Genomic DNA, 19209 nt, shown 5'->3' with positions numbered 1-19209 from the left:
GACGGTAGACAATGGAATTCAAATACGACAAGCACAACAAATATCACAGGTTCACAAGGACCGTATTGATAACAGTAGTTTCCTTGGTCGCATTTGTAATAGTATGGTGGGAGATATCCATATTGGCCCACACTCCCGCCATACCAACCCCAGTACAGACGTTGGATGCGCTTATAGATCTGATTCAGAACGGCGATACCATGACAGGTATCTCCTTGAGAACGTATGTTGAATCAAGTATGGGAACATTCGTTAAGGGATTCCTTTTAGCATTGGTCGTCGCAGTACCTTTGGGACTGGTTCTTGGAACATTCAAGGTTTTGAATGAATTGGCTAATCCGATCATTGAGATAATGAGGCCAATAGCGCCAATTGCATGGGCGCCCATATTCATGCTCGCCATCAACTATGAGATAGGCCCCATGTTAGTGGTTTTTGTAGGTATATTCTTCCCATTGCTGACGAGTGTTGTTTTCGGTGTTAAAAAAATGGACCCTCTTCTAGTGGACGCTGCAAAAACACTAGGCGCATCGCAATCTCAAATATTTTTGAAGGTGCTAATACCTTCCACAGTGCCTTACATCATGAATGGTATAAAAGTAGGTCTGGGAATAGGTTGGATGTGTATCGTGGCTGCAGAACTTTATGCAACCCCGCTTGGAGGGATAGGATTCTATCTTGCAGAACAGGCCACAGCCGGTTATTGGCCAGGCGCATACGCTGCCATCGTGGTGATCGCAATACTAGGATTGCTCACTACAGGTGTTGCAGATTATATTCACAGGTTCGTTTCCAAAAGAATGGGGATTGATGTCTAATGGATCCCGAAGCACAGAAAGTAAAAGTAAAGCGCACAGAAGGGATATACAAAGACATCTCGGAAGGTGCGACCCTCATGAGCATCAAAGATCTCAAGGTGGTTTACAGAACAGATGAGAAAGAAGTCGTGGCCATCGATAATTTTACACTTGATGTTAAAAAAGGAGAATTGGTATCGATAGTCGGTCCTTCCGGATGCGGAAAGACAACTATCCTTAGAGCAATAGCAGGTCTGTTAGAGATAACAGAAGGGTCCATCACGATCGGCGGTAAGGAATGTAGCGGCCCCGGTCCAGATAGAGGAATGGTGTTCCAGGATTTCGCACTGTTCCCATGGAGAACAGTAAGGAAAAATGTGGAGTTCGGATTGGAAATATCAAATGTTCCCAAAGAAGAGCGTCATGAAAGGGCCGAGAGATACATAAAAATAGTAGGGTTGGAGAAATTCGTCGATGCGCGGGTACATGAACTCTCAGGAGGAATGAAACAGCGCGTTGGTATTGCGAGGGCATTTGTCAATCATCCCGAGGTCACGTTAATGGATGAACCATTTGGGGCCTTGGATGCACAAACAAGGAATATAATGCAGACTCAGCTTTTGAAGATACTTGAGAACACTGAACAGACCATAGTATTCGTAACACATTCTGTTGATGAGGCACTTTTCTTATCCGACAGAGTCATCATGCTCACCAAGCGTCCTGCAGTGATCAAAGAGATAATAGAACCATCTTGGCCAAGGCCTCGGGATAGAGCAGATCCTGAATTTGTAGCAATGAGAAAGCATATACTTGAAGAACTTGAAAAAGAGAACGTCATGGATAATTGACTCAAGAATATAATATAGAAATAAAGAAAATAATGGGGCGTTGCCCCTAAATTATTTATTTGACAAGTCTCAATATATCGTACTTGAAGACCTTCTCAGGGCATATGAACTGGCACCTGTAACATGCTGTACCAAGACAGTTCTTGGTCTTCACATGCATGGTCTTATCAGGACCAACTGTAAGGGCGTCTTCGGGGCATTCCTTCTCACACTTTTTGCATCCAGTACATCCTTCCATCTGTCCTACAAGTTCAGTACCTATGTCGTGTATTATGCGAAGTCCTCTGGCTCCAAGGTCAGGAATGTCACGTGTCACCATGCGGTGAACAGTTGTCTTACCTTTTACCTTAGGAAGTGGCTGTATACCTTCGAGTGCATTGTTGTCGTTATACATGTCCATGGACATTCCCTCTTCCCAGTAGGCAAGTTCCTGCAGGTAGATCTGTTCGAAGGTCTTATCCTGTGCGAACATAACGTGGTTGGATCTTATCCCATCTGCGATGATCTGAAGTTCATCCAAGAGTTCAGGATTCTTAAGAATATCAGTTGCCATTGCGAGAGAAGTGTTACCATATTGATAGATAGTCGTCGAAGAAGGCGGAACAAGTCCGACTTCCCTGGCCTTGACTGCGTCCACATATGTTCCGGATGCTCCGCACATGTACATGATGTTCATTTCATCGAACTTGATGCCTGCATGTTCAAGAAGTGTGAAATGCCCAGCTCTAATGGCACCGATAGCTTTGGCAGCTTCAGATACATCTTTTGAATCGATATATATGCCATCTTGGAAGGTCATCCTTGCATTGTCTGTATTGAGCTTTCCTTTTCTCAAGAGGTGGTCTTCGAGAGCTACTGCAACGGCTGCAACAACACCTGTTCCGGTAATTCCTTTTGCTTTACCATGCATTGGTCCTTCCTCTCTGATGATGTTGAGACCGAAATCAACAACATCTCCATCCTGAGGAAGGATCTGATCATCCAGCACTTTGCATCTCCATGCGAAATCGTATTCAAGATCGCTTATGGCACCGGGACCTGCGAGCATACCACATCTAATGGACTGACCTTCCATGGCCGGTCCGGCCGCAGCAGATCCGGTATAAATATCGTCTCCGACCTTCAAGGCCATTTCTGCATTGGTTCCGTAATCTGTGACCATGCAATTTTTCTTTTGCTCAAGGAAACCGCTCTTGTACATCATTGCAAGTGCATCAGCGCCTATCTCATGTCTTATCGACGGTGGGACGAATAGTTCTGCGCGATCTGGCACGTCCATACCCACATCTACTGCAGGTATCACTCTTGCATTTCTCTCTTGTTTCTTTATTCCTCTGGCTTTGTGAGCATTCTCACCTGCAAATGCCAGATCGTCAATGGGAATACCCTGGAAAAGAGATAGTTGGATCGGGTTTCCGCAAATACTGACCCTTTCGACCTTTTTAAGATCTATATCGAGGGTTCTGATGACCTTGTTGACCGTGTCCATGACGATTTCATGGGCAATATCTGTTCCGACGTTTATGCAGAACGTCAGGTGGTCCATAATATTGGCACCTGGTAATGGATGGCATTCTGTGACAGATGTGGAAAGGATCTTTCCATCTGATAGGTCGACAGCATGTGCCCTGGTTCCGCTTGTTCCCATATCCAAAGATATTCCGTAGCTCATTCGGTTTTCCTCCTAAACTTACTAAAAAATGATTTTTTTGGTTTATTAACAGACTCCGCTTCCTCTTTGCGGTGTTGCTCACAAGCCTTGCAATGACACTCACCATCATCATGGTCGTGACAATCGCATTTCTCATCATCATGGTGATGGTGATGATCGTGACAATGGCATTCTTCGTCGTCGTGGTGATGATCATGGTCATGACAACTACATTTGTCACCATCATCATGGTCATGGCATTCTTCGTCGTGGTGATGATGTCCAGCTTCGACATGGTAATCAATACCAGTGTCATCGAGTGCATGCATCATCGTATGCTCTAACTCATGCTTGTCTACATCAAGAACTGCTGCCATCATATTGAAATCTACTTTTTCGCAAGGTTCTAATACACCGTGGTGGTCCACTCCATTTTCTAATCTTGTAAGACTTAGAGTTACTCCTTTACCGTCTTCTAGATAGATGGCCATTTTTATATGGCCTAATAGGGACCCTGATTCCTTTTGGACAAATTCTCCGATATGCATCATTGCCTTGTCCAGTCTAGCTTCGACATCAGCATTATATCCATGAATATGACCGGTAAACCCTACAACTACACCGCCTGCCTCCTCAATTGAGGTCTTTTCTTTTTTTCCTTTTTCTTCGCATTCGTGGCAGTGGCAATTGGCGTCATGCACTTTCTCATGATTTTCTTCGGTCATTTCTTCATCAACTCATACACTTTATCTAGATTCTCATTGGTCTTGTTTGAAACAGGAATGACCTTCTTGTCAGGAAATTCTGTATTAAGCCATTTGGTAGCATCAGCGATCTTTTCTGGCGTGGATATGTCACACTTGTTAATCAGGATGAATTCCGATCCGTGCATTTGCCTTTTGAAGAACTCGCTTTTTCTCTTTACTAGATCATCAAATCTCTGAATATCTACAACACCGATTATACAGATCTCATCAGGGTCGATCATAGAAAAACGAACAAGGTCCACAACTTTGTGGGGAAGTGCAAGTCCTGTCGGTTCTATTATTATAATGTCGGGATCAATGTCTTTTTTGATGTTCTTCAATGCACTTTGAAGACTTCCGGATAAAGAGCAACAGATGCATCCGTCCGGTAACTCAATGGCATCATATCCTTCTGCTCTAAGAGTTGCCCCGTCTACGCCGACCTCTCCAGATTCGTTCTCAACGATTGCAACTTTCTCTCCTAATTTGCTATACATGCTAGCAAGCTTCATCAGTAAGGTGGTCTTTCCGCTTCCGAGGAAGCCACCCAGGATATATACGTACATGGTGGGAGTACATCCGCGAGTTCGTATTTAGTCTTTACAATGGAATGTATTTTTTATCTTAAATATAGACTCTAAAATTCTATAGAACTACATTAATCTCTAGTTACTATGGATGTAACTTTTATCCACTAAAATACCTTATAAATTACGAAGTTTTAATCACTACTATATAATGATTGTTGTTTTTTTATAAATACGTGGATATAACATCCAACCGCGAAATGAATTAAATACTAACCACTCGTTTAAGAACATTTGCTGTTACACCGGTCCATTACGGTGGAGCACATTGGAGGAAAAAACATGGTAAGTTATAAAGGAGTGGACTACGGAAAGATCCTCAAACGTTACGACATTGGGGCCCAGAACGAAGCAACCCCTGAGAGCATAGCGAAGAAAATGCTTCCTTCGGATCCAGTTTACAAGAAAGTTGCAGAAACTGTCTTGTACATGAAATTCAAGGAAGTCGGACCTGCTGTTACAGAGGCCCTTAAGACAAAAGCACCTCTCGCTGTTATCAACGACGGACTCGTCGTTGGAATGGAAGCTGTTGCAAAATTGTACGCAGAGCATATCTACTATCTGCCCGAGATCATGATGGCCGCAAAGACCATGGAGATCGGAATCGCAATTGCAGAGAAGCAGATTCCAGGTGGAAGAGAGACAAAAGGAGTCGTCGTTATGCACGCAGCAGAGGGAGACCCCCACGACATAGGAAAGAACATTGCAGCAGTCATGCTCAGGTCTACAGGATACACAATCATAGACATGGGTAAGGATGTTGCAGTTGTGGATGTTGTCGCAGAAGTCAAGAAAGCCAAGCCAATGATGGTCACTGGAACGGCACTCATGACAACAACAATGACAGCATTCCCCCACGCAGCAGCAATGCTCGTGAAAGATGGAATCAACATACCCTTCATGGCCGCCGGCGGTGCAGTCAACAGAGATTTCGCAGAGTCATTTGACCTCGGAATATACTCGGAGAAAGCACCCCAGACCCCACCGATCGCAGACAAAGTTAGAGCTGGATACGACTGGAAGAAGATTAGGGCTGAATGGGAAAACATTGTTGGAGGTGCATGATCATGGCAAGCACAAAATACACAAAAATGGCATATGCACACGCAGATGACATGGTCTTCGGTACCGCAAAATCACCCGTTTCGTACGGTTTCGGTATCAAGGTCGGAGCTGGAAGGGTCATCCCTGAGCTCAACTATGCGCCAAGGCCCGGATCCGAGAAGGATGCCGCCAGGCTCAAGAAAGAATACGTCGACTATATTTCTAAAGATGTTCTCGAGAGAGCAGTAACAGTCGGATTCCCTGACGTTCAGATGGAAACCGAGTGGGTCTCACAGATGGGACAGCCAAAAATGGCACAGCCTGTCGTAGAAGGACAGAAAGCAATATGCGAGAAGTTCCACGAGGAGTACGGACTCAACTGCGCTGTAAGGCACACAATACCTGACCAGCGTGAGGCAGAGCAGGGACTCAGAGTCGGAATGAAGGGATCACACGCATACCCTGAGCACCTCTTTGGATGCGCAGATGTTGCATGTGAGAACGGAGCAGATGTTCTATCCTGTGAAACAATGGGTGGAAAAGAAATCGCTGACTACGCAACAACCAACGGAGATATCGTTGCATTCCTCTTCGGTATTGGATACCTTGGATCCATCGATATGGAGTACGTATGGTCTGAGTTCGTCAACATCGCAAAGAAGAACAAGACAGTCGCTGGAGGAGATACCAACTGTGCAGGAGCTAACACCTCTATGTTCATGGCAGGCGGATTCCTTGACAACGATGTTCAGAGAACATACTCTGCAGTAACAAGAGCAATCGCATCCGCAAGGACATTGGTTGCTTGGGAATGCGGAGCAGCAGGACCGGACAAGGACTGCGGTTACGAGGGACCTATCTGCAAATCTATCGCAGGAAAGCCCACAGCCCAGGAAGGAAAGAACTGTCAGTGCGCACACTGCGATCTTCAGGGTAACCTGATGGCACAGATCTGCGACCTGTGGTCCAATGAGTCTGTCGAGTACCACCCTGAATTCGGTGGAACCTCAGTTCAGTGCTGGCTCGGATCCCTCGGATACGAGGTTTCCTTGATGAACACTGCAATTGCAACTGGCCAGGAGAAAACCCTCAGAGACCTGTACATGATCTCTGACCGTACACGTGGCCCAGAGGGACACATCCTTGCTTACGACAATGCATACAAGATCGGAGAGGCAATCACCAAAGAAGGTAACAACTATTACCTCCGTGCGAAAGCAGCCGGTCTCGAAGCAGCCCACATCATAAAGGCAAGCAACGAATCGAAAGAACTCGCCCTCACAAACAAGCAGAAGGATGTCCTCCTGAGCATGATCAAAGAACTCGAAGCACTCCCCACAGAGGAGAGCAAATTCTTCGAGTACTGCGACAAGAAATACTCTGAGCTTATCCCCAACTACCACAAGAAGAACTACGGACTCTGAAGTTCAAGTAATTCTTTGAGGATTTAAACTTTTTAATCTATTTTCCTTTTTTTTGAGTTTTCAAATTATTTATCGCCATGTGCTTATAATCATTTCTATCGGTAGAATACAATAATCTGTATCCGTTGGATGAATCCAATCTTTATATTCGATTCTTCCCCCACTATAATATAATGTTTGACATAGTCAAACATTACAAGATATTGGCAAATATGGACAGTTGGAATTTGCTATGTTCAATAGTATTTAATGATTTTTATTATTTGACATTGACAACCCATCCAACCACAAAATCACCTAAATATTATTCCGAAAATTTAGGTTGCAAGCGTGAAAACGCTGAACAAATTGGAGAAATTAACATGCTAAGCACAAATGGAGCAGATTTCTCAGTCGTTGTGAAGAGATATGACGTCGAAGGTCAAGTCATCGCAACCCCTGAAGAAATGGCTAAAAAGATGTTGCCCAAGGACGAGGTCTTCAAGAAGGTCGCAGAAGAAGTACTCTATATGAGATTCAAGACCGTCGGACCCGTAGTTATGGACGCCCTTAAACACAGGAACCCCTTGGATGTCATCAACAACGGACTCGTTGCTGGTATGGAAGTCGTTGCAAAGCTGTACGCAGAGCACGTCTACTACTTGCCTGAGATCATGATGGCCGCAAAGACCATGGAGATCGGAATCGCAATCGCAGAGAAACAGGTCCCTGGAGGCAGGGAGACAAAAGGAACAGTTGTCATGCACGCTGCCGAGGGAGACCCCCACGACATCGGAAAGAACATCGCAGCAGTCATGGTCAGATCCTCCGGATACACTGTCATCGACATGGGCCGTGACGTCCCTGTCGCAGAGTTCGTTGATAAAGTCGTGGAAGTCAAACCACTCTTCGCCAGCGGAACAGCACTTATGACAACAACAATGTCTGCATTCCCCGCTGAGGCAAAAATGCTCGTCCACAAAGGTATGAAAACACCCCTCATGGGATGTGGTGGAGCAGTCAACAGAGATTATGCAAACTCATACGACCTCGGAATTTATTCCGAGAAAGCCCCCCAGACGCCTATAATTGCAGAGAAGATCCGCAAGGGATACGACTGGAAGAAAGTTAGAGAAGAGTGGGACTCAATCATTGGAGGCCAGTAAATATGTCAGTTAAGAGATTCACAAAAATGGAATACGCATGTGCCGACGATATGACATTCGGACGTGCAATCAAGCCCGTTTCCTACGGATTCGGATTGAAGATCGGAGCAGGCAAAGTTATCCCTGAGATCAACTATGCACCCAGGCCCGGAACAGAGAAAGACCCCGCAAAACTCAGGAAAGAGTATGTCGATTACATCACAAAGGACATTCTCGACAGGGCTATCACTGTCGGATTCCCCGACGTTCAGCTTGAGACCGAATGGGTTTCACAGATGAACCAGGAAAAACTCTCTGCACCTGTCGTATCAGGTCAGAAAGCAATGTGTGAGAAATACCACGAGGAGTATGGACTCAACTGTGGTGTAAGGCAGACAATCCCTGACCAGCGTGAGGCAGATCATGGACTCAGGCCTGGACACGACAAGAACCACGCATACCCTGAGAAACTTTTCGAATGTGCCGAGATCGCTTGCGAGAACGGTGCAGACAACCTCTCATGTGAGACCGTCGGTGGAAAAGAATTCGCAGACTACGCAGTTACAAATGGAGATATCGTTGCTTTCCTCTTCGGTGTCGGATACCTTGGAACCGTTGACATGACATATGTCTGGTCTGAGTTCGCAAACATCGCCAAGAAACACAAGTGCGTTGCTGGAGGAGACACAAACTGCTCCGGAGCAAACGTCGCTATGTTCATGGCTGGCGGAATGCAGGACAACGATGTTCAGAGAACATTCTCCGCAGTAACAAGGTCGATCTCTGCAGCAAGGACACTTGCAGCATGGGAGTCCGGTGCAATCGGACCTGACAAAGACTGTGGTTACGAAGGACCCATAGTAAAAGCAATAGCAGGAATGCCTACCGCTCAGGAAGGAAAGAACTGCCAGTGCGCACACTGCGATCTTCAGGGAAACCTTATCGCACAGTGCTGTGACCTTTGGTCCAACGAATCTGTCGAGTACCACCCCGAGTTCGGTGGAACATCCGTCCAGTGCTGGTTCGGATCCATCGGATACGAAGCAGCCCTCATGAACACTGCACTCCAGATGAAACAGGAGAAGACCCTCAGGGATCTGTACATGTTCGCTGACAGGACCAGGGGACCAGAGGCATACGTTCTCGCATACGACCATGCATACGAGATCGGAAAGGCCATCGCAGCAGAGGGTAACCACCTCTACAACAGGGCCCTTGGAGCAGGACTTACCGGTGCCAAGATCATCCTTAAAGGATACGAGACCAAAGAGCTCGCGCTCACCAACAAACAGCTCGACACCCTCAAGGACATCATCAAGAAGTTCGAGGCATTGCCAAAGGAAGAGAGCAAATTCGTTGAGTACGCTGTAAAAGAGTTCTCAGGACTTGTTCCCAACTTTAACATGAAGAACTACGACCTCTGAAGGTTGTAATCTCGTGTTCTAAACATTTTATCGGGGATCATTCCCCGAGCCTCATTTTTGTTTATTATTTAATGTGATCAAATGAAAATTATTGGTACAAGGATGATCCTGTTCCGGAGTATATCAAATCAAGTTTTACGTATTGCTAGTTACTGCTCATGCTGAACAATATGGGTACATTTCATCATATCTTGACATCCGATATGAACCTAAAGTTTTGATTTAAAATGAGATCATCAATAATTTCTGAATATCGCAAGTATTCCAATTATGAATGCAGCACTTACAATCATACTAATTATGATCCTATTGATCTTAGAATCATCATTTGCATCAGATCCAACTTGTTCTGATGAATTAAAAACATAGTCTTGAGCTGTGCTCAATTCAAATACCATATAATCGCCATCAATGGTTAAAAATTCCAGATCATCGGTGCTTGAGGAAACCGTGTATTCTACATTGGAAATATCTTCATCAGTTATTGCTCCTAGATTAAGATATAAAGTGGTGACAAATGGTTGAATACCTTCTCCATTCATGATAAGGATCACAGAGTCCTCAACATTGCTACTTGTTTCATTAGATTCAAAATTGAAGTTAACACCGATATCTACTACAGATGCTGATGAGACCTCGTTGACTCTTAATGAATCAATCATGTATATGTAGTAAATCTCTTCGTTGGAATAAACATTGAATATAAGTTTTATGCCATCTGAAGATGCAAGGGCTTCAATAACTGGCGAAGGTACAATTGTGTTGGTGGATGTAAAAGAGGACAGATCTATGTTGTATTCAGTTGGATTTTCATTTTTGATATCGTATATGATATTATCATAAAAATCAGATGTATTCAAATCTGAATATTCTATAGAGGAGATTGCGTCGCTGTCATCAGAAATGACTGAAACAGCTGTAACAGTTAAAACCGTAATAAGGGCAATAGAAATCGTTGCTCCTAACCTAAAATCGCCCATATTCACTCCCTTGCAACGCTGTCAACATTGAAGTTATATATAATTTTTAGTAATTGGACGTCAACTGATCAGTTTAAAGAAGTACGAGATTTTCGTTCTTATTCTATATTTAAGTGGCATGCTTTCATATTCTTCACAAGAATATTCTGAACAATATTTTAGATCATGCATGAACATCTCATACATCTGATCACGAATCTTACGAGAATATACCATAACATTTGTTTCAAAATTTAAATTAAGAGACCGATCATCCATATTTGCTGAACCTACGGAAAGGAAAGCATCATCACAGATTATCGTCTTGGCATGGTTAAACCCATTTTGATGGAGATATACCTTAACACCATGTTTCATTAATTCATTGGCGGCAGAAAGGGTATTCCAGTGTACAAAAATATGATCTCCGACGGCAGGAACAATTATTCTTGTGTCAACGCCCGCCATGGCAGCGCATTTTATGCATTCAGTTATCGTCTCATCCGGTGTAAGATATGGTGTCGTAATGTACAGTGTTTTCCTTGCCTGTCTTATCATTTCGAGATATTGGGATCTTACTGGATTGTTCTTGTATGTGTCGGGTCCGCCTGACACGACCTGTGCTCTTTCTTCCCCTTTGTTTTCATAGGGTGCATTCAATAAATACTTCTTGGGATCTGTGATCATGTCTTTTTTGGATGTATAATTCCAATCAGCGATTATCCTTGTAGTCAAAGGAATTATAGCTCCGCCCTTGATCCTTAAAGAAGCATCTCTCCAATAGCCAAACCGCCCATGATTCACATATTCCTTGCCTATATTGTATCCGCCACAATATGAGATCTCCCCATCGATAATGGCGATCTTGCGATGATTCCGATTGTTCTTTTTCGGACTGAGAAGAAGTTTGATAGATCTATGAAAAAGAGCAAAATGTCCACCTGCAGCTTTGAATTCACGAATGCCTGCCTTCGGTCCATTTCCATTTCCGAATGCATCGGTAAGAAGGTACACTTCTACACCTTCTTTCACTTTCTGGGTCAATATATCCATCAGTTCCTTTCCAACCTCGTCATCACGTAAAATATAGTATTGGAATAATATGAATTTTTTAGATTGTCTTAGATCAAAAAATAACATATCCATCTTTTTTTGACCTTCAGTTATCAATTCGATATCGTTATTATTGGAGTATCCCCAACCACCCGCATTTTTGATGGCTTTAGCGAAATTACGAATATCTGGGTCTATTTTATCTGCATCAATGTCTGATTCTATCCTATCAAGTTCCTTTAGATAGAGATTGGCTAGTTTTTCATCTTCTATTTCCTTGAGTGTGAAAGCATGCTTCCGATAAAGGGTACATCCAAGGAAAAGGTATAGCACTACACCTAAAAATGGCAAAAAGATGAATATCGTCAACCAAGCCACAAATGATCTAGGGTCCATCCTTTCCAAAAAAAGTAAGACGAATATGGCAACGACGTCGATGATTATTATCAACCAAACAAAAATTGATATTACGTCCAAAAAAGTGAAGAACGCATTTGTAAGGCCGACCATTAACACTCGAACGAATTTGTCGTATTTTATCCTAAGTATTGAATATATTATTTAGGAAAGATTAAATCTTAATTTTTCGATCACACATTGTGACAGATGAAAACCAAATGAAGCAAAGCAAACACGTTTGTCTTTGTAAGAGCCAGATATCAATGATTTCAGACGATCCTGAATTAGATATATTGAAAGCATTGTCAGATGGAGATGTTCTTAAAGTTGTCCGCGGACTTTCTAAGGAATATCTAAGAACACCATTTACGGATGGAATTTTTGGATTGGATGAAAAAAGAATCAATGAATGCATAAGAATACTTTCTACAGCAGGATTGATATGTTCCGAAAAAGAGGGACAGGACCATATATATTATCTCAACAATGTCAGATTGAGAGATATGTCCAGTTTCTTCAAGTCTCTAATAAAAGAATGAATCAATCATGTCTTTAAAACCACATGTTGATTCTCGTTCATGGACATTGGTACTTGGTTCGAATATGAGGTGACTCAGGAAAGATCGGATGACGGTATAATACGTCAATTCAACGAAAGATATGAGTTGGAATCCAAGAATGGAGAAGGCACATTAAACTTCAATTATCGTGAGAACTTTGAAGAAATGAATCCTTTCGAAGGGAATGAGAAATATGCCAGCGGTATATTTGATCATACTCGTCTAAGAAAGGACAGAACTGAAGAATATCCGATAATAACTGGCAATGTACTTACAGAAGTGTACGTATCTGACCGTTGTGGTGGAAGCGAAACTGTTTGGATCGATGGGCATAATGTTGCATATAAGGATGTTCGCAAACAAATGTGGTCGATGGGTGTTATATACACTGAAACCCGGATCCTGTTTGCATATTCATTGAGATGATAAAATGGTCTTTGATGGAAGGATGAACATAACTGAGATCTGTGATGAGGAGAAGACCGTGTATTTTGAGACATGGAAACCAAAGAAGATCACAGGTGCGAAGATAGGTGGAATATTCGGAATGAGTGATTTTTCCACACCATTCAAAGTGGCCTGTGAATTAGCCCGTATCTATCCTGGTGATCCTCCGAATAAGTATATTGATGCAGGTAATATTCTGGAACCTGTTCTTCGCGATTACCTCGGCCATAATGTAACAAGGATGTTGAAAGAATCACTAAGTGTCGATGAAAGCATAAAAATAGCCGTAGAACCCCCCGTGGAAAAAGAATCATGTCAATATGACCATTTCCATGACAACAAGTTATTTGGCGGCATGGTGGACGGCTACATCACAATGAATGGAAAAAGGGATTCTATTTTAGAGATCAAGACGTCGGGTTCAAAAGATAAATGGATGGATGAAAACGGGAATATGAATTGTGTACCTCCTTCGTACCTGATGCAAGCATCACTATATGCTGAACTTTCTCATCTAGACAGGGTAGTGTTTCTTGTCGGTTTTCTTGAGGAGGATGACTATAGGTGGCCTTCAAGATGGAAACCCTCGTCAGACAATACTGCACTAATAATTGTCGATAAAATGTCAGAAATATCACAAAAGATGACAGAGGCTGAAATATGGTACAAAGAATATGTTATGAAAGGATACACTCCGGAATGGACTGAAAAAGATGTGGAACTTTTGAAGTATTTACGTGCCAAACCTAAAAATGGAAAACATTAATCGTATGATATCAAATCATGCGATTTCCACATCTTCGAATTGGCTGTTGTAAAGTTCACTGTAGAATCCTTTCTTATCAAGAAGTTCTTGGTGTGTACCTTTTTCAACTATGCTTCCGTCCCTCATCACTAATATGAGGTCTGAATTTCTTACAGTTGATAAACGGTGGGCGATCACAAAGGAGGTCCTATTTTTTGTCAGATCATCCATTGCATCCTGAATTATTTTTTCTGTTCTTGTGTCGACCGAACTTGTTGCTTCATCAAGTATCAACAAAGGTGAATTCTGTATCATAGCGCGGGCTATTGTCAGTTGTTGTCTTTGTCCAGTTGATAGGCTCATCTTCTCATCTAAAACAGTATCATACCCGTTTGGTAATGTCATGATAAAATGGTGCATGCCTACAGCTTTGCAAGCATTCTCGACCATATTGTCAGTTATGTTTTGTTTACAATAGATAACGTTCTCTTTTATGGTCCCATCGAATAGCCAGGTGTCTTGTAAGACCATGCAAAATTGTTCATGTACATTTTTGCGTGGGACCTCTTCTATAGATGTGCCGTCGATCAATATCTTTCCGCTATTGAGTTCATAAAAACGCATCAATAAATTGACTATGGTTGTTTTTCCTGCTCCTGTAGGTCCAACAATGGCTATTTTTTGACCTGCAGATATCTTGACTGAGAAATCGTGTATGACCTCTTTATCCGGAAGATATCCGAAATGCACATTTCTAAATTCAACGTCACCCTTTATGTTCTCAAGCTTTTTTGATTTTTCACTTTCATCTTCTTGTTCTTCTTCATTGAGGAAGGCAAATACGCGTTCTGAGGCTGCAGCCACTGATTGCATACTTGTGAATGCTTGGGCAATTTGCGACAAAGGTTGTGTGAATAAACGTACATAGATCATGAATGCAACTATTATTCCAAATGATACGCCACCATCTATCACAAGGACGGCACCTACAATACAAACAGCCACATATCCAAAGTTACCGATGAATGTCATGAATGGCATCATCAAACCAGAGAAGAATTGAGATTTGAAGGCACTATTGAAAAGGTCTTTGTTAATTGTATCGAATTGATCCGTGGCTTTTTTCTCGCCATTGTATGCTGTCAAGATGTCATGCGCCGAATACATTTCTTCGACATGACCATTCATCATGCCTAGATTCTTTTGTTGACGGTTAAAGTACTTTTGAGATCTAGAGATTATCAATATCATAAGTCCAAATCCAAATACGGTTGATAGGACCGCAGTGACCATCATGGTCATATTGGTATAGGCCATCATGATCAATGAACCTATGAGCATGGTAACCGCTGTCACGAGCGTGCCTATGCTCATGTTCATTGACTGTCCGATGGTATCAACATCATTCGTTACGCGGCTAAGTATATCGCCGTTTGAGGTTCTATCAAGATAGCTCAATGGTAATCTGTTGATCTTTTTTGATATGTCCGTACGGAGTCTTTTTGCTGTTCTTTGGGATATTGTAGCTAGGATGTAGTTCTGAGCAAATGTTAAGAGTGTTCCAATGGAGTATGCTAGTACTAAGAAGATTCCGATATGAACGATCTTTTCCATGTTCATATTACCGGTGGTCATGCCCTCGGTTATCGTATCGGTTATCTCACCCAACATATTTGGTCCTAGAAGTATTAAAATCGTACCAAATATCGCTAACAATATTGCAAATATGACATGTCTTTTGTAAATACCTAGATATGCAAATAATTTGGACCAGGCATCTCTAAAATTATTGGGTTTTTCTTTTATACCCATATTGCCTGGCCCCATCATTGGGCCTCTTCTCTTTTCATTTGGATCTGAGCTCATAGTCCCAATTCCTCCTCTGAAAGTTGTGAGGATGCAATATCGTGATAAACAGAACAATTATGCAGTAGGTCCTTATGTTTTCCTACTCCGATTATGTGTCCGTTATCAAGAACCACAATTTGATCGGCTTCCATTATTGTGCCGATCCTTTGAGCCACGATCAAACTCGTAACGCCGTTGGTTTCTTTTTTCAAATTATCTCTTAGAACACGATCCGTTTTATAATCCAGAGCAGAGAAAGAATCATCGAATAAGTAGAATTCAGGCTTTTTACATATGGCACGTGCAATAGAAAGACGTTGTTTCTGTCCACCTGATATGTTGGTACCTCCACGAGAGATCTCGCTTTGATATTGTCCGTTCATCTTTTCTACAAATTCTTTTCCTTGAGCTATGGCTATGGCTCTTTTGACTTCCTCTTCCGTACGAATGTCCGAGTTATCGCCATACCTTACATTAGAATCGACTGTACCTGTGAATAAAACAGCTCTTTGTGGAACATATCCCATTTTTTTATGGAGTGTTTCTAATGTATACTCACGGATATCCACGCCGTCGATCAAGATCTGTCCTTCTGTTACATCGTAAAAACGTAGTACAAGATTCAGAATCGTACTTTTTCCACTGCCTGTAGAACCGATGAATGCGACAGTTTCGCCCTTTTTTATTTGAAGATTTATATCTTTTAAAACATAGTCTGCAGAATCCACATATTTGAATGACACGTTTTTGAATGTTATTTCGCCTTCCATTCCAGTAGGACTTTCTGTGACGTTGCCTCCTTTTATTGAAGATTCTGTGTTTATAACCTCTTGTATACGTTTAGATGCGACCATCGCACGAGGAAGGAACATAAAGACAAAGACCGTCATTATGAATGCCATTACAATCTGCATAGCATATGATGAAAATACGATCATATCGGTGAATATAACGAATTGTGCCGAATAATCTCCATTAAGATTATTTATCAGGATCGCACCGATCCAATATACGGATAACGAGAGCAAACTCATTATCAAGCTCATACTGGGAATCAAAAAGGCCATGGAATGACCAGTAAATAGATTGTTGGAAGTAAGTTCTTCGTTTGCTTTATCAAACTTATTTTCCTGATAATCCTCAGCGTTGTATGCGCGTACCACCCTCACACCGGATAGGTTCTCACCCGTTACACGGTTAAGTTTATCAGTTAACCATTGGACTTTCTTGAAACGAGGTATTACAAATATCATGAATATCGAGATGATCAACATTAAAACGATTATTGCAACCGCTGTAGCAGCACTCCATTGCCAACTTTTGTTTGCTATCTTGATTATTGCCCATACCGCCAATATAGGTGCTTTGATCATTACCTGCAGACCTAGAGCAACAACAAGTTGGATCTGATTGACATCATTTGTTGAACGAGTTATCAGACTTGCCATTGAAAATTTATTTATCTCTTTGGTTGAGTATGAAAGCACATTTTTGAATTGTAACTCACGGAGTCTCATGGAAAGGGATGCAGCGATGTATGCAGCAATGTAAACTGTGATTATGGCAGAAATCAAACTTCCAAATGCACATGCTATCATCCCAAGTCCTTCATGTAGGACCTCGTCTGTAGTACCACCAGTCGATATTATTGTGGTGATAGATGACATGTAGGCGGGTATTTCAAGATCAAAATATACCTGTATGAAAATTAAAAATACACATATGGCTACAAGACACCATTCAGTGGCCTTCAGATATTTTAGTATCATTTTGATTCGAGGTCCTTTTCTTTTTCACAAATTCTACGATAGACCTTTTCCATGACGATCATCATGGTCCGGAATTCTTCTTCTGAGATGTATGTGAAGACATCGTTATGCACGTCAATAACATACGTGTTTATTTCTTTGACTGTATCGCGACCTTTGGAGGTCAATACGATCTTACACGAACGGTGATTTTCACTTATATCTTCAGCAAATCCCTTGTCTATTAACTGTCTAATTGTTCTCGTTGTGAGTGCTTTATCAACACTCAGGTGCGCCGTGATTTCTTTAAGACTTGTGCCTTCATTTTTTTCTAATTCAAATAGAAAAGGTACAGTCGATGCAGTAAGTCCCAGTCCAATCATTTTTTGATTCATCCTTTTGTTGATGTACATCTTTATTGCTCTTGGCGCAACCATCGCATGGATATTCGGAGGAACCTGCATACTGCCAAAATCACATTTTCATATTTTTAGTCATGGGATAAACTAATAAAGGGATAATGCTGAATGAGGGTAGAATGACCATCGAATGCCTGCTTGCCCTACTAGTGTTTTTAGTGACATATGCATTGATTGCCATACATAAGATACCAGGCACCAAGATCGGGCGTGCAGGAATAGCTCTTATTGGCGGAGCGGCCATGTTGGTTCTGGGTCTTGTCAGTTTTAGTGATATTCCGTTATACATCAATTATGAACTTCTTCTTCTTTTGTTTGGAATGATGTTGCTTGTTGCAGGTCTTGAACTTGCTGGATTCTTTGAGGTAATCGTTCATAAATTGATCGCAGGTAATCCCTCTCATATAAAATTCCTAGTATCTTTAATGCTTTTATCTGCATTTTTATCAGCTATAATGCTTAATGATGCTGTCGTTTTACTATTGACACCAGTTGTAATAAAGTGTTGTCGTTCATTAAAAGCTAATCCGATACCTTATCTTGTCGGTCTTTTCATATCTTCAAATATTGGCAGTGTTGCAACGGCAGTAGGCAATCCGCAGAATGCTTATATCGCAACAAAGGCTGGAATAGGTTTTTTGGAATTTTCTATTAAAACAATACCTTTGGCCATTATTGCATTAACAGTCGCGATATTGATCATAATCTTCTTCTTTAAAAAGGACATCAATGAAGAGGTAAAATACAAAGAAATAAACAATGATGATACTGTTAAAATTGATAGACCCAGATTGATCTTTATGCTCGGTCTACTCACAATAACAGTAGTATTGTTTGCGCTATCAGATCCGTTAGGTTTGCCCATATACATTATTGCATTGGCCTCTGGGATCGTTGCTCTAATTGCTGGAGTTACGAAGGGAATAGGCAATGCGGTTTGGATGGTAAAACGTGTAGATTGGTCCATAATATTGTTCTTTGTAGGTCTTTTCATATTGATGGGGGGTGTGGTAAGTACTGGGCTGATAGATGAAATTGCATCTTTATTCCCTGGTTTTGGTGAAGGAGAAACACCAAGCATACTCGGAATAGCTGCATTCTCAGCGGTGTTATCCAATCTTATCAGTAATGTTCCAGCAGTGATGTTGATAGGTAATATGATACCATCTCAAGAGATGTTCTGGCTTGTTTTGGCCGCATCCTCAACATTAGCCGGTAATGCAACGCTCATTGGTGCAGCGGCTAATATCATAGTGGCTGAGGAATCGGAGAAATACGATATAAAATTGAATTTTTGGCAAGCATTAAAAATTGGATTGCCAGTATCATTTATAACATTGCTGATCTGCGTTGGATATTTTTACATAATATACTGAAAATAAT

Annotated in this window: 18 protein-coding genes; 10 read left to right on the top strand and 8 right to left on the bottom strand. The window is 41.8% G+C overall.

Annotation, left to right across the window (positions count from 1 at the left end):
- Positions 1 to 11: 11 nt before the first annotated feature.
- Both KRP56_04480 and KRP56_04475 read left to right on the top strand, forming a co-directional pair.
- Complete coding sequence (locus KRP56_04480; GenBank protein UAL07110.1) at positions 12 to 818, top strand: ABC transporter permease; 807 nt, start codon at positions 12 to 14, stop codon at positions 816 to 818.
- Positions 818 to 1648 (top strand): ABC transporter ATP-binding protein, encoded by an 831-nt coding sequence (locus KRP56_04475; GenBank protein UAL07109.1) that lies wholly within the window; start codon positions 818 to 820, stop codon positions 1646 to 1648. Before KRP56_04480 ends, KRP56_04475 begins: the two co-directional genes overlap by 1 nt.
- A 55-nt stretch (positions 1649 to 1703) precedes the next feature.
- Here KRP56_04475 and KRP56_04470 read toward each other — a convergent pair whose 3' ends face one another.
- The 3 genes from KRP56_04470 to KRP56_04460 are packed head-to-tail and all read right to left on the bottom strand — an operon-like array spanning position 1704 to position 4611.
- Positions 1704 to 3320 (bottom strand): methylamine methyltransferase corrinoid protein reductive activase, encoded by a 1617-nt coding sequence (locus tag KRP56_04470; GenBank protein ID UAL07108.1) that lies wholly within the window; start codon positions 3318 to 3320, stop codon positions 1704 to 1706.
- Positions 3317 to 4024: a hydrogenase nickel incorporation protein HypA gene (locus tag KRP56_04465; GenBank protein UAL07107.1), complete on the bottom strand. Its 708-nt coding sequence runs from the start codon at positions 4022 to 4024 to the stop codon at positions 3317 to 3319. The genes KRP56_04470 and KRP56_04465 overlap by 4 nt, the downstream gene beginning before the upstream one ends.
- Positions 4021 to 4611: a GTPase gene (locus KRP56_04460; protein UAL07106.1), complete on the bottom strand. Its 591-nt coding sequence runs from the start codon at positions 4609 to 4611 to the stop codon at positions 4021 to 4023. Before KRP56_04460 ends, KRP56_04465 begins: the two co-directional genes overlap by 4 nt.
- Before the next feature lie 303 nt (positions 4612 to 4914).
- Between KRP56_04460 and KRP56_04455 the strand changes: the two genes are divergently transcribed.
- From KRP56_04455 to KRP56_04440, 4 genes are all read left to right on the top strand, one after another.
- Positions 4915 to 5697 carry a cobalamin-dependent protein gene (locus tag KRP56_04455; GenBank protein UAL07105.1) on the top strand — a complete coding sequence of 261 codons (783 nt, stop codon included), beginning with the start codon at positions 4915 to 4917 and terminating at the stop codon, positions 5695 to 5697.
- Between the two features lie 2 nt (positions 5698 to 5699).
- Positions 5700 to 7100, top strand: coding sequence for a methanol--corrinoid methyltransferase (locus tag KRP56_04450; protein UAL07104.1), 1401 nt, complete (start codon positions 5700 to 5702; stop codon positions 7098 to 7100).
- Between the two features lie 362 nt (positions 7101 to 7462).
- Positions 7463 to 8245 carry a cobalamin-dependent protein gene (locus KRP56_04445; GenBank protein ID UAL07103.1) on the top strand — a complete coding sequence of 261 codons (783 nt, stop codon included), beginning with the start codon at positions 7463 to 7465 and terminating at the stop codon, positions 8243 to 8245.
- Between the two features lie 2 nt (positions 8246 to 8247).
- The gene (locus KRP56_04440) at positions 8248 to 9648 is read left to right on the top strand and encodes a methanol--corrinoid methyltransferase (GenBank protein ID UAL07102.1); all 1401 of its coding nucleotides are present in this window, start codon (positions 8248 to 8250) and stop codon (positions 9646 to 9648) included.
- A 236-nt stretch (positions 9649 to 9884) separates the two neighbouring features.
- Here the strand turns inward: KRP56_04440 and KRP56_04435 are convergent, their stop codons facing one another.
- Together KRP56_04435 and cls are read right to left on the bottom strand one after the other, a co-directional pair.
- Positions 9885 to 10628 carry a hypothetical protein gene (locus KRP56_04435; GenBank protein ID UAL07101.1) on the bottom strand — a complete coding sequence of 248 codons (744 nt, stop codon included), beginning with the start codon at positions 10626 to 10628 and terminating at the stop codon, positions 9885 to 9887.
- Between the two features lie 60 nt (positions 10629 to 10688).
- Positions 10689 to 12170, bottom strand: coding sequence for a cardiolipin synthase (gene cls, locus KRP56_04430; GenBank protein UAL07100.1), 1482 nt, complete (start codon positions 12168 to 12170; stop codon positions 10689 to 10691).
- Between the two features lie 107 nt (positions 12171 to 12277).
- Between cls and KRP56_04425 the strand changes: the two genes are divergently transcribed.
- Genes KRP56_04425 through KRP56_04415 form a run of 3 tightly spaced genes read left to right on the top strand, consistent with a single transcriptional unit; the run spans position 12278 to position 13832 of the window.
- Positions 12278 to 12598, top strand: coding sequence for a hypothetical protein (locus KRP56_04425; protein ID UAL07099.1), 321 nt, complete (start codon positions 12278 to 12280; stop codon positions 12596 to 12598).
- A 39-nt stretch (positions 12599 to 12637) separates the two neighbouring features.
- Positions 12638 to 13045 (top strand): hypothetical protein, encoded by a 408-nt coding sequence (locus KRP56_04420; protein ID UAL07098.1) that lies wholly within the window; start codon positions 12638 to 12640, stop codon positions 13043 to 13045.
- Positions 13046 to 13049: 4 nt separating this feature from the next.
- Positions 13050 to 13832, top strand: a complete 783-nt coding sequence (locus KRP56_04415; GenBank protein UAL07097.1) for a recombinase — start codon at positions 13050 to 13052, stop codon at positions 13830 to 13832.
- A gap of 15 nt (positions 13833 to 13847) precedes the next feature.
- Here KRP56_04415 and KRP56_04410 read toward each other — a convergent pair whose 3' ends face one another.
- The 3 genes from KRP56_04410 to KRP56_04400 are packed head-to-tail and all read right to left on the bottom strand — an operon-like array spanning position 13848 to position 17871.
- On the bottom strand, positions 13848 to 15623 hold the full coding sequence (locus KRP56_04410) for an ABC transporter ATP-binding protein/permease (GenBank protein ID UAL08457.1): 1776 nt from the start codon (positions 15621 to 15623) through the stop codon (positions 13848 to 13850).
- 50 nt (positions 15624 to 15673) lie between these two features.
- On the bottom strand, positions 15674 to 17428 hold the full coding sequence (locus KRP56_04405) for an ABC transporter ATP-binding protein/permease (GenBank protein ID UAL07096.1): 1755 nt from the start codon (positions 17426 to 17428) through the stop codon (positions 15674 to 15676).
- On the bottom strand, positions 17425 to 17871 hold the full coding sequence (locus KRP56_04400; GenBank protein UAL07095.1) for a MarR family winged helix-turn-helix transcriptional regulator: 447 nt from the start codon (positions 17869 to 17871) through the stop codon (positions 17425 to 17427). The genes KRP56_04405 and KRP56_04400 overlap by 4 nt, the downstream gene beginning before the upstream one ends.
- A 74-nt stretch (positions 17872 to 17945) precedes the next feature.
- Between KRP56_04400 and KRP56_04395 the strand changes: the two genes are divergently transcribed.
- Complete coding sequence (locus KRP56_04395; GenBank protein ID UAL07094.1) at positions 17946 to 19202, top strand: arsenic ABC transporter; 1257 nt, start codon at positions 17946 to 17948, stop codon at positions 19200 to 19202.
- Positions 19203 to 19209: the final 7 nt, after the last annotated feature.

The organism is Candidatus Methanogranum gryphiswaldense, assembly GCA_019262145.1.
In the GTDB taxonomy this organism is placed as follows: domain Archaea; phylum Thermoplasmatota; class Thermoplasmata; order Methanomassiliicoccales; family Methanomethylophilaceae; genus Methanogranum; species Methanogranum gryphiswaldense.
Note: the sequence above shows the minus strand (reverse complement) of the source record. Positions and strands in the feature narration are given on the sequence as shown.

Bases quoted from the DNA above. Each gene is read 5' to 3' on its own strand.
- KRP56_04410 (UAL08457.1), bottom strand. From the start codon at position 15,623: ATGGGTATAAAAGAAAAACCCAATAATTTTAGAGATGCCTGGTCCAAA.
- KRP56_04480 (UAL07110.1), top strand. From the start codon at position 12: ATGGAATTCAAATACGACAAGCACAACAAATATCACAGGTTCACAAGG.
- KRP56_04475 (UAL07109.1), top strand. From the start codon at position 818: ATGGATCCCGAAGCACAGAAAGTAAAAGTAAAGCGCACAGAAGGGATA.
- KRP56_04465 (UAL07107.1), bottom strand. From the start codon at position 4,024: ATGACCGAAGAAAATCATGAGAAAGTGCATGACGCCAATTGCCACTGC.
- KRP56_04415 (UAL07097.1), top strand. From the start codon at position 13,050: ATGGTCTTTGATGGAAGGATGAACATAACTGAGATCTGTGATGAGGAG.
- KRP56_04455 (UAL07105.1), top strand. From the start codon at position 4,915: ATGGTAAGTTATAAAGGAGTGGACTACGGAAAGATCCTCAAACGTTAC.
- KRP56_04400 (UAL07095.1), bottom strand. From the start codon at position 17,871: ATGCAGGTTCCTCCGAATATCCATGCGATGGTTGCGCCAAGAGCAATA.
- KRP56_04435 (UAL07101.1), bottom strand. From the start codon at position 10,628: ATGGGCGATTTTAGGTTAGGAGCAACGATTTCTATTGCCCTTATTACG.
- KRP56_04420 (UAL07098.1), top strand. From the start codon at position 12,638: ATGGACATTGGTACTTGGTTCGAATATGAGGTGACTCAGGAAAGATCG.
- KRP56_04470 (UAL07108.1), bottom strand. From the start codon at position 3,320: ATGAGCTACGGAATATCTTTGGATATGGGAACAAGCGGAACCAGGGCA.
- KRP56_04395 (UAL07094.1), top strand. From the start codon at position 17,946: ATGACCATCGAATGCCTGCTTGCCCTACTAGTGTTTTTAGTGACATAT.
- KRP56_04460 (UAL07106.1), bottom strand. From the start codon at position 4,611: ATGTACGTATATATCCTGGGTGGCTTCCTCGGAAGCGGAAAGACCACC.
- KRP56_04405 (UAL07096.1), bottom strand. From the start codon at position 17,428: ATGATACTAAAATATCTGAAGGCCACTGAATGGTGTCTTGTAGCCATA.
- KRP56_04450 (UAL07104.1), top strand. From the start codon at position 5,700: ATGGCAAGCACAAAATACACAAAAATGGCATATGCACACGCAGATGAC.
- KRP56_04440 (UAL07102.1), top strand. From the start codon at position 8,248: ATGTCAGTTAAGAGATTCACAAAAATGGAATACGCATGTGCCGACGAT.
- cls (UAL07100.1), bottom strand. From the start codon at position 12,170: ATGGTCGGCCTTACAAATGCGTTCTTCACTTTTTTGGACGTAATATCA.
- KRP56_04425 (UAL07099.1), top strand. From the start codon at position 12,278: ATGAAGCAAAGCAAACACGTTTGTCTTTGTAAGAGCCAGATATCAATG.
- KRP56_04445 (UAL07103.1), top strand. From the start codon at position 7,463: ATGCTAAGCACAAATGGAGCAGATTTCTCAGTCGTTGTGAAGAGATAT.